15 protein-coding genes are annotated in these 13995 nt (G+C 57.5%); 3 read left to right on the forward strand and 12 right to left on the reverse strand.

The annotated features are described in order from the left end of the window. Nucleotides 1-9: 9 nt before the first annotated feature. Together HY751_07510 and HY751_07515 are read right to left on the reverse strand one after the other, a co-directional pair. On the reverse strand, nucleotides 10-507 hold the full coding sequence (locus HY751_07510) for a nuclear transport factor 2 family protein (protein ID MBI4666238.1): 498 nt from the start codon (nucleotides 505-507) through the stop codon (nucleotides 10-12). Then, nucleotides 504-1139, reverse strand: a complete 636-nt coding sequence (locus HY751_07515; GenBank protein ID MBI4666239.1) for a TetR/AcrR family transcriptional regulator — start codon at nucleotides 1137-1139, stop codon at nucleotides 504-506. Before HY751_07515 ends, HY751_07510 begins: the two co-directional genes overlap by 4 nt. Nucleotides 1140-1244: 105 nt before the next feature. On the opposite strand from HY751_07515, the gene HY751_07520 reads away from it, so the two are divergent. Beyond that, the gene (locus tag HY751_07520) at nucleotides 1245-2666 is read left to right on the forward strand and encodes an aldehyde dehydrogenase family protein (protein MBI4666240.1); all 1422 of its coding nucleotides are present in this window, start codon (nucleotides 1245-1247) and stop codon (nucleotides 2664-2666) included. 30 nt (nucleotides 2667-2696) lie between these two features. On the opposite strand, the gene HY751_07525 is transcribed toward HY751_07520, so the two are convergent. Genes HY751_07525 through HY751_07545 form a run of 5 tightly spaced genes read right to left on the reverse strand, consistent with a single transcriptional unit; the run spans nucleotide 2697 to nucleotide 7402 of the window. Next, entirely contained in the window at nucleotides 2697-3023 is a 327-nt protein-coding gene (locus HY751_07525; protein ID MBI4666241.1) for a hypothetical protein, read from the reverse strand. 25 nt (nucleotides 3024-3048) lie between these two features. Next, nucleotides 3049-4236 carry a hypothetical protein gene (locus tag HY751_07530; GenBank protein MBI4666242.1) on the reverse strand — a complete coding sequence of 396 codons (1188 nt, stop codon included), beginning with the start codon at nucleotides 4234-4236 and terminating at the stop codon, nucleotides 3049-3051. Next, entirely contained in the window at nucleotides 4233-4868 is a 636-nt protein-coding gene (locus HY751_07535) for an MBL fold metallo-hydrolase (GenBank protein ID MBI4666243.1), read from the reverse strand. Before HY751_07535 ends, HY751_07530 begins: the two co-directional genes overlap by 4 nt. A gap of 22 nt (nucleotides 4869-4890) precedes the next feature. Then, nucleotides 4891-5655: a peptidoglycan editing factor PgeF gene (pgeF, locus tag HY751_07540; protein MBI4666244.1), complete on the reverse strand. Its 765-nt coding sequence runs from the start codon at nucleotides 5653-5655 to the stop codon at nucleotides 4891-4893. Beyond that, nucleotides 5645-7402: a radical SAM protein gene (locus HY751_07545; GenBank protein ID MBI4666245.1), complete on the reverse strand. Its 1758-nt coding sequence runs from the start codon at nucleotides 7400-7402 to the stop codon at nucleotides 5645-5647. Before HY751_07545 ends, pgeF begins: the two co-directional genes overlap by 11 nt. Before the next feature lie 62 nt (nucleotides 7403-7464). Here HY751_07545 and HY751_07550 point away from each other — a divergent pair, with 62 nt between their 5' ends. Further along, nucleotides 7465-8679, forward strand: a complete 1215-nt coding sequence (locus tag HY751_07550) for a tyrosine--tRNA ligase (GenBank protein ID MBI4666246.1) — start codon at nucleotides 7465-7467, stop codon at nucleotides 8677-8679. Nucleotides 8680-9185: 506 nt separating this feature from the next. On the opposite strand, the gene HY751_07555 is transcribed toward HY751_07550, so the two are convergent. Next, complete coding sequence (locus HY751_07555) at nucleotides 9186-9911, reverse strand: pyridoxine 5'-phosphate synthase (GenBank protein ID MBI4666247.1); 726 nt, start codon at nucleotides 9909-9911, stop codon at nucleotides 9186-9188. A 78-nt stretch (nucleotides 9912-9989) separates the two neighbouring features. On the opposite strand from HY751_07555, the gene HY751_07560 reads away from it, so the two are divergent. Then, a complete protein-coding gene (locus HY751_07560) occupies nucleotides 9990-10616 on the forward strand; it encodes a MarC family protein (GenBank protein MBI4666248.1) in 627 nt (208 codons plus the stop codon). A 14-nt stretch (nucleotides 10617-10630) separates the two neighbouring features. Here the strand turns inward: HY751_07560 and arsS are convergent, their stop codons facing one another. The 4 genes from arsS to rpsU form a co-directional block, all read right to left on the reverse strand. Continuing rightward, nucleotides 10631-11584: an arsenosugar biosynthesis radical SAM protein ArsS gene (gene arsS, locus HY751_07565; protein MBI4666249.1), complete on the reverse strand. Its 954-nt coding sequence runs from the start codon at nucleotides 11582-11584 to the stop codon at nucleotides 10631-10633. Between the two features lie 29 nt (nucleotides 11585-11613). Further along, nucleotides 11614-11946, reverse strand: a complete 333-nt coding sequence (locus tag HY751_07570; protein MBI4666250.1) for a carboxymuconolactone decarboxylase family protein — start codon at nucleotides 11944-11946, stop codon at nucleotides 11614-11616. 115 nt (nucleotides 11947-12061) lie between these two features. Further along, on the reverse strand, nucleotides 12062-13210 hold the full coding sequence (locus HY751_07575) for a DEAD/DEAH box helicase (GenBank protein ID MBI4666251.1): 1149 nt from the start codon (nucleotides 13208-13210) through the stop codon (nucleotides 12062-12064). A gap of 78 nt (nucleotides 13211-13288) precedes the next feature. Then, entirely contained in the window at nucleotides 13289-13477 is a 189-nt protein-coding gene (gene rpsU / locus HY751_07580; GenBank protein ID MBI4666252.1) for a 30S ribosomal protein S21, read from the reverse strand. Between the last annotated feature and the right edge of the window lie 518 nt (nucleotides 13478-13995).

A 13995-nucleotide genomic window follows, 5' to 3' on the forward strand; every position in this document is an offset into this window, starting at 1 on the left:
TTCATCCCCCTAACGGCCCCTCACCGCCATCTGGTATTTCGCCAGCGGTCCGGGTTCATCCATGGATCCGTGATGATGGAATTGCCTCCATGCGCCCTCGGGCTCATCCCACGCGAATAACCGTGTTGTCCTTATCGCAAGGGGCAATAACGCGCCATCCCATTGAGCCTCACCCCGCTCCCGCCCCATGAACGTTACCATGCCGCCGCCGTCCATAACCACGATGTCGTAAAGCTCCACCCAAACCGACACTTTCCCTCCCGCCAGATGATTGTACACACTGGATATTTCGTCCATACCCCGCATAACCCCTCCCACAGGGTTGTTCAACTGGGCCAGCGGGTCTTTGGCCCAGATGGCGCAAAGGATTTCCACCGAGCGGTTGTTGAAGGCGTAATAGAAAGTCTCCAGAGCGGCCACGGCGCCTTGCATACCTGTTGCGCTGGTTTCATCCATCCGGTTGGCGCTGGCGGGCCCGAAGGTTTCCGGTATCTTGAACAATTTCATTTCCGCCTCCCGGAGCTTTTGGCCGCTGGCCGCCTCCCGCTCAATACGGCCATCTCAAACAACTCCAGCAATCCATCCATGGCGTATTTCAGCCGTTTGTCGTCTTGATAAACCCTGGCCAGAACATACGCCCCCTGCACCGTGGCCATTAACGCAGTGGCCATATGTTCCGCATTGACCTTTTTGGACAACGAGCCCTGGGCCCTGGCGTTTTCCATCAGGCTCACAAGCCGTTCCCCCACATAATCGAAATAATCCGTCACCGGCTCCCGCGCCGCTTTTTCCCGGATTATCCCCTCATAGGCGAATCTGCCAAGCCTGCACCCGCGCTGGCCGTGCCGGGGGCGGGTGATATAACGCCGTAGCCCTTCAACGGGATTATCGGGGCCAAGGATGGCGTCAGCCTCCTTTTTCATCTCTCCGGCTATTGCCTCCAGCGCATGGCTTGCCAGCGCAAGCTTGGATCCGAAATGATGGTAAAAACTCCCCTGCCCCACCCCGGCGGCCTTTTGAATGTCCCGGGGGCTTACGGCCTCATAACCCCGCTCGCCAAAAAGCTTCGTGGCCGCTTCGGCCACCTTTTGTTTCCCGCTGGCGCCCATGATGTCGCTCCTTTGCCCATATATGTACATACTAGTAGGTACACTTTCGCCTGTCAAGTTCGGGTCCGGCCCAACTGGCTACCCTGTCCGGTTTTCCCTGATAAAATATCCGGATAGAAACAGGGGGTGCCGGACATGGACAATAAAAAAATCCTTATAGGCGGGCAATGGACCAGCACGGCCCGGACCATAGACGTGATAAACCCGTACAACCGCCGGCTGGTGGCCAGGGTTTGCGCCGCCGGGGAGCGGGAGGTGGACGCGGCCATACGGGCGGCGAAAAAAGCCTTTGAAACCGCCAGGTACATGCCCGGCCACAAGACGGCGGACATCCTGCGCAAAACCGCCGCGGGGATTTTGAAGAACCGGGACCGGCTGGCCAGGGCCATTGTGGCGGAAGCGGGCAAACCTGTCACCTACGCCCTGCAGGAGGTGGACAGGAGCGTGGTGACCTTCGAAACCGCCGCACAGGAGGCCACGCGAATGGATGGTGAGCTACTTCCCATAGACGCAGACCCAAGGGGAGAGGGGCGCTACTGCCTGGTCAAACGATTCCCAGTTGGCGTTGTGGCGGGCATTTCGCCATTCAATTTCCCGCTGAACCTGGTGGCCCACAAGGTGGCCCCCGCAATCGCATCACGCAACACGATCGTTCTAAAGCCCTCGTCCAAAACGCCTGTCACCGCGTTGATGCTGGGCGAAATCCTTATGGAGGCCGGTCTGCCCGCCGGACAGTACAACGTGGTACCCTGCTCCCGTGAACTGGGCGAAAAGCTGGCCACCGACAACCGGGTGTCCAAGGTGACTTTCACTGGTAGCCCCCCCGTGGGATGGAGGCTTAAGGAGATCTGCGGCCGCAAGAAGATCACCCTTGAGCTTGGAGGCAACGCCGCCGCCGTTATATGCGCCGACGCGGACCTTAAATGGGCCATACCAAGGATTGTGGCCGGGGCTTTCGGTTACGCCGGGCAGACCTGCATCAGCGTCCAGCGGATTCTCATAGAAGGCTCGATATACGAAAAGGCCCTGCGCGCTCTGGTAAAAGAGACAAAGGAAAAAGCCAAAACCGGAGACCCGCTAAAACCTGAAGTCATGACTGGGCCCATGATAGACGAAACGGCCATGGCTAAAACCGTAGCGCTGGTGAGGCAGGCCGTTAAAGGCGGAGCGAAGGTTTTGACCGGTGGCAAAAAACAGGGCGCCTGCTACATGCCCACATTGCTTGCGGATGTCAGGGATGACATGGGCGTGGTATGCCAGGAAGCTTTCGCTCCGCTGGCGGTGATCCAGAAATTCACCACCTTCAGCCAAGCCGTGAACATGGTGAACAATTCCCCCTATGGTTTGCAGGCGGGCATTTTCACCAGCGACATGGGCAAAGCCTTCACCGCTTTCGAAAAATTAGAGGTGGGCGGCGTGATAGTGAACGATTTCCCGAACTTCAGGGTGGACAACATGCCTTACGGCGGCGTTAAACTTTCCGGTTTTGGCCGGGAAGGGGTGAAATACGCCATCGAGGAGATGACGGAACGGAAGGTTCTGGTAATCAAACCCTGAACAGCGCCGGTGTCCGGGTTTACCGCGCCTTTAAGGCAAATCCAAAAGTTCCCGGGCCAGCGGCGGCAGATAGGCGCCTGTCACGTCCAGCGTCTTCAACTCCCGTGCAATTATTTTCCAGCGGGCTCCGGCCGGGAGGCGGCGGTCTATGATTATGGCTTTCCCACCTTTTATGACGCAAGAACCGGAAGATATGTTCACATCCTCATCCTTGAGCGTCTCGTAACGCACTTCCACTCCAAGCCTGCGGGCGGCTTCCTCCAGGCTCCTTACGGCCGCGTCATCGTTGACGGCGGTTTTTTGGGGAAGGAGGCCGTCAAAAAAACTTTTCTGGCCTTGGTCCTCGCCGCGCTCCATTTTTCCTCCGGGAAGCCTTTGGCGCTCACCTCACCGCCGGGTTCAGGCTTATTACTTTCCTTTGCATGCCGCTCACCTGCTCCTGGGTAAACGAGGCGGCGGCCCAGAACATCAGGTTATCTCCCCCGGCCTGCTGGCACTCTTCGGCGGTAACCTGCCCATCATGGTCGGAATCATATTGCGACGCGGGGCACTCGGGCGTGTCGGAAATGGGGTCAAACTGCGCCCCATCGCTTTCCGTAGGGTGGAAGAGCCCCAGGAAATGCCCAAGCTCATGGGCCATGGTGGCCCCCTGCAGGAGCAGGTGCGCCTCGGTCATGCGGGTCAACCCGCCCATCATGTTCACCGCCACGCCGGAATGGGCCGTTCCCTGGATCAACTGCGGGCCGGGTATGCCGCCTGCCATCCCCAGTATCCCGCCGCCGGACATGTGACGCACCAGGAACAGGTTCATGTAATCGTTACCAGCCTGAGAGGATAGCCTGAACAGCTCGTCCATATCATCCGGCCAGTCGTTGTTGTTGGCGTCGGTGGTCATGTCCATCAGCGTCAGTCTCTCGGCCTGGGATCCGGTAAGTTCTTTTATCTGGACATCGCCCACGGTAAATCCGGCCCCGGCCAATATCCGCTTGAACTCGTCGAGCATAACCGTAAGGTTTGGGTCTGAAGAGCCCGCATAATCGCTCATGGCCACGAGCCACACGTTCACGTTGATAACCGTTCCCGGCCCGTTCTTTACTATCGTATATATGGATACATCCCGTGGAGCCCCGTCCGGGCTGGCGTAATGGGTTATCTGAAACTGCCACTGGCCGGGAGTGAAGGAGTAATCCCCGCTATGGGGTACGGTGAAAGCCACCGCGCTTTGCCCATACCCCTGGGCCAGGTTCACCCCTATGGGGAACGCATTGGGGTCTTCCGACACCATGCGAAACCCCGAAGGGTCGGTGAGGTTTGATATATCCATGTCCGCCGTATCTCCCCCGTCGGCGATAATGGTGAGCGATCCTTCGCCGGACGGAGCGTCCACCGTATATATTCCGCTGGTGGCCCCGGAAGCCATGGATACGGTTTCCACCAGACTTAGGGTTACGCCGGAATCCACGGCGCCGCCTCCGGAAGACCCGCCGCCGCTACAACCGGCCATGAAAGCCGCGATCACGGCGAAAAACGCGAACCTGACTCGTGTCAAACCGGCTCCGGCAAGGGTCATCTAAAGGCTCCTGTAAGGAAGGGGTTGTATTTTTTCTCGTAACCTATTTCCGACGGTTCGCCATGCCCCGGGTACACCTTCACCTCATCGGGCAATGTGAAAAGCTTGGACCGGATGGAGCTTATCAACGCCTGTGAATTTCCGCCCGGAAGGTCTGTCCTGCCGATGGAAAGCCTGAAAAGCGAGTCCCCGGTTATTACCCCCTCGCCGAAATACAGGCACACGCCGCCTGGCGAATGGCCCGGCGTGGCCAGTACTTCAAAAGTGAGGCATGGGCATATTTCCAGTTTGTCCCCATCGCCAAACAACACGTCCGGCGGCGGCGAGGGCGCTATGCCAAGGAACACGGCCATGTCTTCCATGGACGGATGGGTAAGCATCTCAGCGTCATCCCGGCTTATGAGGATGGGCGCTCCTGTGGCCTCTTTCATCTCTTTATTGCCGCCGGTATGGTCCGCATGGGCATGGGTGTTTATGATGCTTTTCACCGTGAGCCCCATGCCGTCCACCTTGCGCAGGATCCTTTCCACGCCGTCCCCAGGGTCTATCACGGCGCAGGTTTTGTGGTGACCGCAACCGACGATGTAGCAGTTCACGTCCAGCGGCCCCACGCTCAGTGTTTCCAGCAACAGTTCCATGGCGCTCCTCCAGGGCTTAAGACAGGGCTACGGCGCTTAAAAACCGGCCCGTCACTTTCCCGTCCTTTCTGTACGAATAAAACCTGTGGTTTTCGCAAGCGGTGCATATTCCACAGTCCGTTATATTTCCATTTTCAACGCCAGCCTGTTTAAGTTGAGCAAGGTTGGCCCCGGCTATGTCCAGCATTCTTCCGCCGGAGCCGCCGCAACAGGAATGAAACCGTCCTGCGCTCTCCAAATCCACTTCATAACAACAGGCCCGGATGCATGGCCCTATGGCCGCCACAATATCCGGGGGAGCGCACCCGAACTTGTCGCGCATGATGTTTACCGTTTTTCTTGCGATGTGGAGCTCCGTGCTCCTTCTGCCAGCGTGGACTGCCGCCACAACTTTGCGCGTGGTGTCCACCAGCAGTAGGGGAAGGCAATCGGCGGTGCGCACGCCCACAGCCATGCCGGGGGTAGCGGTTATCACCGCGTCGGCCTCAACCACTTCCGGCGCGGGCCCGCCGTTTATAACCGCCACAATGTCGCCATGGACCTGTTTCGGCGTCCACAGTTTTTCCAGCCCGGCTGAAGCCAGTACCTTTCCGATGTTGCGCCGGACATTTTCATGGCTGTCGCCGCCGTTATAATCCGTATTCAGGCTATGGTAAGGGGCAGGGCTCACGCCGCCACCCCGGCCGGTCACAAAGTGCGGAAATCCGGCGGCGTGGATGGTCTCGAACCGGTATATATGCGCTTCCACCCCATCATACCTGGCAAACCCGTTAGCGTTCATCTTCCTTCACCCCAGGCGCGCAAACACCGTAAAACTCGCCGCACCGCCTGCACTCATCGCCCGGCGGCGGGCATTCGGGCATCATTTTGCCTTTCTCAAACCGTTCATGCTCGCGGAGGAGATAATCCTCCCGCAGGCCATAATCTATTATGTCCCAAGGCATGATTTCTTCAGCCGATTTTCTTCGGGTGGCGTAAAAATCCGGGTCGGAGCCCCATTGACGGAACGCCGCGGCCCAGTCTCCCCCGTTTTTCATCGCCATCTCTAAAGGCTCCGCCACCCGGCGGTCTCCCACCGAGAGCACCGCGTGGACCCGCGACTGCCGGGCCGATCCCAAATGGACCGTTAAATTGGGTATCCCCTCCAATCCTTTGCGCACGGCGCGCAGTTTGGCCTCCACGGCTTTTACGCCCTCGAACGGCTCCCATTGAAACGGCGTGAACGGTTTTGGAACGAACGCGTCCGCCCCCACCGATATGGCGCCGATCCTGCCCCGCTCCCGGCCACCGGTTATCATGACGTTATGGATTTTCGTGACCAGCTCCGGGATCATCAGGACATCGTCCATGGTCTCCCCCGGCAGGCCCACAAGAAAATAGAGTTTTATATTGAACGGCCCGGCGTGGGCTATTCTTCCCACCGCTTTTAGAATGGTTTCATCCAAAAGCTCCTTGTTTATCCTCAGCCGCAAGGCTTCCGCGCCGGCTTCGGGGGCCACGGTGATAGTGTGAAGACCTCCTGCGGCCAGGTTTTCCAGCATGGAGCTTGTGAGCCTGTCGAGCCGGAGGGAGGATACGGAAAACTTGCCCCCATGGGAAACTATATGGCCGAATATTTCTTCTATGCCCGGGTGGTCCCCCACGGCGCTTCCCACAAGGCCGATCCGTTTGCCCTCTTTTAAACCATCGTCTATGGCTTTTATGACGGCCTCGGTGTCCGCATGTCTGGTGGGGCGGTATGCGTATCCGGCGGCGCAGAAACGGCAATGTTTCCCGCACCCCTTGCCTATCTCAATCAAACGCATTCCGTGGAACGCGGCCCCGGGAGCGTCTATCACGCTCACATTGGGGTTTGTGACGGATCCTATATTCCAGAGTCTTTTGACCCGCAAAGGGAATCCATCCGCCACTTCAACACGAACTATTAACCCGTCATCGCCATAAACGGGCGTGTAGCCGGAAGGAACGTAAACCCCGGGAATGGAGGCAAGCGTTTTCAATTCCCATACCTCTTGAGAGGTTAGGATGTCAAACAATGGATTAAGCGCCTCTTCAGCCTCGCCTATCACCGCGAAGTCCAGAAACGGGGCCAGCGGTTCCGGATTCAAGGTCAGGCATATCCCACCGGCGAACACCAGCGGGTCTTGGGCGCTTCTGCGGCGAAGTGGTATTTTCGACGATTCCAGGGCTGAAAGGACGTTTAGATAGTCCGACTCGAACGTCACCGAAAAGGCCACCGCATCAAATTCGTTAAGCCTGCGGGATGTTTCTAAAGTCCTGATCTCCCCCGTAGCCTTTCCGTCCACAAAGGCCCGTTCGCACACCACATCGTCCCGGGCGTTGAGCATGGCATACACCTTCTGGAACCCCAGGTTCAACGAACCAACCTCGTAGGCGTTCGGATAAACCAGAGCCACGGAGAACCTGCCACCGTGGTCTTTTACAACGGCGCCCCGCTCCATCTGGCGGTTGGCCGACTGTTTTGCCCCGGCGCCCCGGGATCGCCCGGAGCGTTCATGTTTTGCCATATTTCCGCTGTTATGCTAATTTCTCATCTTCATGTTTTAGTTTATCGTACTCGAGAGCATAAATGCCCAAACCAGTTGAAGAACAGTTAAGCGAAATCCGGCGCGGCGCCGTGGAAATCATCGGCGAGGACGCGCTTCGAAAGAAGCTGGGAAAATCCATAGCCCTCGGCATTCCGCTCACCGTCAAAGCCGGGTTCGATCCGACAGCGCCAGACCTTCACCTGGGCCATACAGTGCTTCTGATGAAGCTCAAACAGTTTCAGGACCTGGGGCATCGCGTGCTGTTCCTCATAGGCGATTTCACCGGCATGATAGGCGATCCCACCGGCAAATCGGAAACCCGCCCGCCCCTTACCCGGGAGCAGGTTGAGAAAAACGCCGAAACTTACCGGGCCCAGGTTTTCAAAATTCTCAACCAGGACAAAACCGAGGTGGTGTTCAACAACTCTTGGCTGGGAAAGCTCACGCCACAGGAACTCATCAAAGTGGCGGCCCATTACACCGTGGCGAGGATGCTGGAGCGGGACGATTTTCAGAACCGGTACCGGGAGGGAAAACCCATCGCCATCCATGAGTTCATGTACCCGCTCCTGCAGGGGTACGACTCGGTGGCGTTAAAGTCCGACGTGGAGGTGGGCGGCACCGACCAGAAGTTCAACCTGCTGGTGGGGCGCGACCTGCAACGGGATTACGGACAGGAACCGCAGGTGGTAATAACCATGCCCCTGCTGGAAGGCACCGATGGCGTGCAGAAAATGAGCAAGTCGTACAACAACTATGTGGGCATAAACGAGCCGCCCAAAGAGATGTTCGGCAAGCTTATGTCCATACCGGACGCTGTGATGACGAGATATTACGAGCTTCTTTCATCCATATCGGCCAGCGATTTTGAAACTCTTAAAAAGGGGCTGGCTGACGGCTCGGCCCATCCTAAAACCACCAAGGTGGGCCTGGCGAAGGAAATGGTGGCCCGTTACCATTCCACCCATGACGCCGAGGAGGCATCCGCGGAGTTCGACCGGGTGTTCGCGAAAAAAGAGATACCCGGCGAAGTGCCGGTGCATACCGTGGCGTGGGACGAAACGGGCCACGCATGGTTGCCGAAAGTCCTTGTGGAGGCCGGGGCGGCCACAAGCACATCGGAAGTGATGCGGCTGATAAAACAGGGCGCGGTGACGGTGGATGGCGAAAAAGTGGCCGACCAGAATTTCAAACTTCAGAAGGGCGCCGGGAACCTGGTAAAAGTGGGCAAACGGAAGTTTGTGAAATTGGCGTAAGCAACGTTATCAATGACATTACTTGAATGGATTATCTTTCTTGTTACAAAACCGTTTGCATGCGTGATTAAATAACAAAAAAAGTATTTAGAGCCCCCACCCCGTCCCGTTTCGCGGCGGTGGGCGCCTGCTTTCCAGACACTTTCCATGCGGCCAAATGTCCACATCCAAAAACAACCAGAGGCTTTTCAATTCATTCTAATTTGGCACGGCCGTTGCTCCATTCAAGGGCGTGAGGCCCCGATGTGGAAGGGCCGAACCAGACGAGATTAGCGGGAAACGCCCAGGCGTTTCGAATAGGAGGTTGTAAAATGCAGGAAGCGCATGAAATTAAGGAAAGCTTGTTCGTGGTGGGGTTTGTGGGCGCTATGGGCATTCTTGCCTCAGCCTACTTTCTTATGATCACCATAGCTCTTTCCCTGTAATCGACAGGCTCCGTAGCAGGATCCTCAATAGGGCGGCTCCATTCCATAAGGGTCCGGGGCCGCCTTTTTATTTTCCGCGGATCAGGCCCCGGCGGAATTAATCGCGTCTATCATCTCCCGGGTCGCGGCGGAGAACCCGGTGATCACGGCGCGGGACACGATGCTGTGCCCGATGTTAAGCTCCTCGATGTTGGCTATGCGGGCCACGGGCGCAACGTTGGCCACGGTAAGCCCATGTCCGGCGTGGGTGGTAAGCCCCAGGGCTCCGGTCAGCGCCGCCGCCTTCTCCAGCTTGGTCAATTCCCCCTTCACCGCGCGGGCGCCTTTCGCCTCCGAATACGCGCCGGTGTTAAGCTCCACCGCGTCGGCGCCCAAAACATGGGATGCCGTAACCTGCCTCTCGTAAGGGTCAATGAACAGGGATACGATTATTCCTTTTGACCGGAATTTTCCGATGATTGCCTGGAGCCGCTTCTGGTCCCGCGTTACGTCCAGCCCGCCTTCGGTGGTTATCTCCCGCCGTTTTTCCGGCACGAACGTAACCTGGTATGGGCGCGTCTTCAGCGCTATCTTTACTATTTCCTCCGCCGTGGCCATCTCCAGGTTGAGTTTGGTGGCGATACCCTTTTTTATCCGCGCCACGTCCGCGTCCTGTATGTGCCTGCGGTCTTCCCTTAAATGTATGGTTATGCCGCATGCCCCGGCCTGCTCCGCCAGCAGGGCCGCCTCCAACGGGTCGGGCATAACGGTCCTTCTGGCCTGGCGCACCGTGGCCACATGGTCCACGTTCACGCAAAGTCTCGCCATTTCTTTTATTATCCCTACGGTATCATTCTGGAAAAACGGGATGATAACATATAATCCAGAGATTAAAACGAGGCGTCCATGACCGAACCGTTGATATTTTTCGTTAAGAGTTTCGTGGCGCTGTTCTCCGTTTTAGACCCCTTCGGGGCGGCCATAACACTATTGGCGCTGGCGCCGGGGGGCGGCGTGGCCCACAGGGCGGACCAGGCGTTCCGCGCCGTGCGCGCCTCGGCCATGGTAATGCTGGTGTTTGCCATCGTAGGAGGCCATATTTTCGCTTTCTTCGGCGTGTCGGTGGAAGCGCTTATGGTGGCCGGTGGGGTTATCCTCATGTCCGTATCCCTGAAAATGCTGGAAGGCGAATCCATCACTTACAGAAGCTCCCTGGCCGAGCGGGAGGAGGGCGAAAGGAAAGAGGACGTGGCGATAATCCCCATGGCGGTGCCAATCCTTTCCGGCCCGGCGGCCATCACCGCCGTAATGGTGTTCGCCAACCGCGCCGCAAACTGGATGGATTGGGTGGCCCTCCTGGCGGCGCTGGGATTATCGCTTGTGGGCACGTGGCTGATTCTCAGGAACAGCGAGAGGGTGGCGGCCTGGCTGGGGGCTACCGGCGTGCGGTTGCTTACCCGGGTGATGGGGCTAATACTGATTGCGATGGGGGTGGAGTTCGCCCTGTCCGGAGTGAAAAGTTATTTCCATTAGCGCGGGTTTATGCGTTAACCAGTAACCGCTCCGCCGCAGGTGAACCCGGATCCGGCGGCGCATGCGTAACAATGATCCCCCATGGCGATCGGCGCGCCCGGTTCCGGGGCATTTTCCATTTGGGACACATGGATTCTCTCCCCACCCGAGTACAACCCCTGGGCCAGGTTGAAGTCGCAATCGAAAAGATACCCTTCCCAATTCACCGACACCTGATAGCGGCACATGGCCCCTTCCAGGGCGCACCGGTTATAAAGCCCCGCCAGTTTGTTCAGGTAACCCGCATGGTTGCCGGAACTTTCCAGCCATTGGCCGAATCTTCCTAATGGAACGTTGGTAAAAGCCAACAGCCGGTTGAAAGATACGCCATGTTTGCGGGCAAGCTCCCGGCGGAACCGTGTTTCCATTTCGGACTGCGAAGAATGCAGGAACGCGCCCACGGGATTCACAGCCAGGTTAAGCGCCAGCCCCGAGCCTTCCACGCCATACCCCTGGCCGTTTAAATATTTCATGGCCCCGATGAACCGCTCGAAAAACCCGGGGCCCCGCTGGGCCTCCGCCTGAGCTGGTGAAAGTGATGGCAATGAAGCTGTTATCTCCACTCTGTGTCCACGGAAAAGCTCCACCAACGCGGGCCGCAACGGAAGCAGTAGCAGGTTGGAGCGTACGATTATCTTGGCCGCGTCCACGGCGGCCACTTCTATCAATCCCGGCAGGTTAGGATTCATCTCCGGGGCTCCACCGGTAATGTCCAGCGAATCGAACCCGCCCCGGCGGAAATAGCGGGCCACTTCAATTGCGGTCCCGGCGGACATCATCTCTTTCCGGCCCGGCCCGGCCGAAAGATGGCAATGGCCGCACGACAAGTTGCACGCCAGCCCCATGTTCACCTGCAGGGCCGTGGCGCGTCCCCGTTCAAGCCGGTGGCCGCTTTCAGTGATGAAAGTCTCGAATGCTACCGGACGCATATTTGTTTGGATGTCCAATGACGCCCCGCTTACATGGAGATTTTTTCGGCGGTGTTGCGCATCTGCACACCATGAACCAGCGAAGCCCCGCCCCGGATGGCCACGGAAACGTGTAATGCCTCGGTCATTTCTTCCATGTTGGAGCCTTTTTCCAGACACGCCTGGGTGTAGGCGTCTATGCAATATGGACATTGCACGGCGTGGGCCACCGCCAGCGCTATCAGCGATTTTTCGCGTTCTGTCAGCGCCCCTTCGGCGAAAACGGCCTGGTAATAGCTGAAAAACTTCTTGGCCAGTTCCGGCGCGTCCTTTCCCACATCCGGGAATTTGGGCAGGTCGGAAGGTTTGTAATATGTTTCCATTATTTTCCCCTCTAGCTTTTCCTTTTTACATTACATCGCGTTGAAAAAGGGGGCAAGCCAGAAAGGAATGACGGGAAAAGAGTGGCCGGAACCGCCTCGGAAGGCCAGCGAAAGGTCAGTTATGGGCGGCGCGGGCGAAATGCACTTTGTTCTTAAAATCGTCCAGCAGGTATTTCTGCTCGCCGGAGCAAAGGGTGATAGCCACGCCTGCCTTGCCCAGCCGGCCGGTCCGGCCTATGCGATGCACGTAGGTTGTGGGGTCGTCCGGCAGGCGGAAGTTCACCACGGTGCCGATGTTGTCCACATGGATGCCTCTGGCGGCCACGTCGGTGGCCACTAGTATCTGCACCTTACCCTCCTTGAACATCTTCATAACCTTGTCCCGGCGGTTCTGGCGGTAGTCCCCATGGATAGCCATAACGTTGAGCCCCTGGCGGCTAAGCCTGGCCTCCACCATGTCCACTTCGTTCTTGGTCCTGCAGAAAACTATCACCAGCCCCTCGCTCTCGTTCTCGATGACGTTGATGAGCGACGTCATCCGCTCGGACGGATGGATGATGTGGAATATCTCTTTTATATTGCTAAGCTCCGCCCGGGTGTCCCGTACGCGGATTATCTTGGGCTCCACCATATGGTTGAAGGCTATCTGTAATACCCGGTTTTCCATGGTGGCCGAGAACAGGAAGGTCTGCCGCTCTTCGGGAAGCAGGCGAAGTATCTCTTCCACATCCTCCTGGAAGCCCATGTTCAGCATCTCATCGGCCTCGTCCAGCACCGCTGTTTCAACGTAATCCAGCAGTAGAGCTCCCCGGTCATAAAGGTCAAGCACCCGGCCCGGCGTGCCCACCACCACGTGGGCGCCTTTGCGCAGGTCTTGAATCTGCCTTTCCACCGACTTGCCGCCGACGATTTCCACCACCCGGGCTTTCTTGAACATGCCCATCTGGCGGATAGCGTCCCGGATTTGCGATGCCAGCTCCCTGGTAGGGGCCAGCACCAGCGCCTTGGGATAGTCTGGAGCGCGGTTTTTTATTTTGGCTAGTATGGGTATGGCGAAAGCGGCGGTTTTTCCGGAGCCCGTGCGGGCCTGGCCGATAATATCCAGCCCTTTTAATGCCGGGGGTATGGACATTACCTGTATGGGCGTGGGTTTTACGTAGCCCATTTTTTCGAGGGCCTTGTCCAACTCCCAACCGAGATTGAACTGGCTGAAAGACACTTCTTCAGCCTCCGGCTGGACGGACGGTGTTTCTTCCGGATTCATTTATACTCCGCCAGAATCAAAAGAGCCGGGGCCGCATTGCATAAGCGGCCCGGTTCAGGGGCTCGGCGCGTGAGGTTGTCAGGAAAAACTGCGCTGAACCTTTCTGCGCTTCTTCTCTGCCTCTTTCTGCTTTCGTTTTCGCTTGGCGGAAGGCTTTTCGTACGACCGTCGCTTTTTTAGCTCTTTCCAGAGACCATCTTTCAGCAACTGGCGCTTCAACGCTTTCAGCGCCTGATCAACCTGCTGGTTTAAGACCTTTACCTGCAATCAAAAACCTCCGTTTTGGCCCGAGTTCCTAGAAACCTTGCGGCTTGTTATCATTATAAGCGCGCAAGCGGCGGCTTTTTAAGCGCCCCCGTCCGGCGTGCTAGAACATATAAAAACACTAAGTTTATGCGCTGGGCCGCAATAGGTCAAGCTGTTTTTATCAATTTAATATTACACCCTTTTCCCGCCACCTCCGGCGCCAATTCGATTCGCGCCCCCATGTAATGGTTATGGGAAAGTGTAACTATGGATGTCTGGGATTTCGCTTTAATGCGGCAAGGCGGGGGTGGCGGCCCGTTGAACAGGCTCCGTGAGGTTCCCCCAGCGGTTGTTCTTGTCGCTTCACCGTGGCCGCCTAGCCACAACTGCTTCGCCGTGGCCGCCCTTTAACCGCTTCACCGTGGTCGCTGACCCCGGATTCCTTTTTTCGCTTCGCCGTGGTCGCCCGACCACGGATTCCTGTGCGGAGTGAAAAAGACCGGGGCGACCCCGGTGAAGCGCAACATTTTATTGCGGCC

Source organism: Nitrospinota bacterium, assembly GCA_016208975.1.
Lineage (GTDB): Bacteria > Nitrospinota_A > UBA7883 > UBA7883 > JACRLM01 > JACQXA01.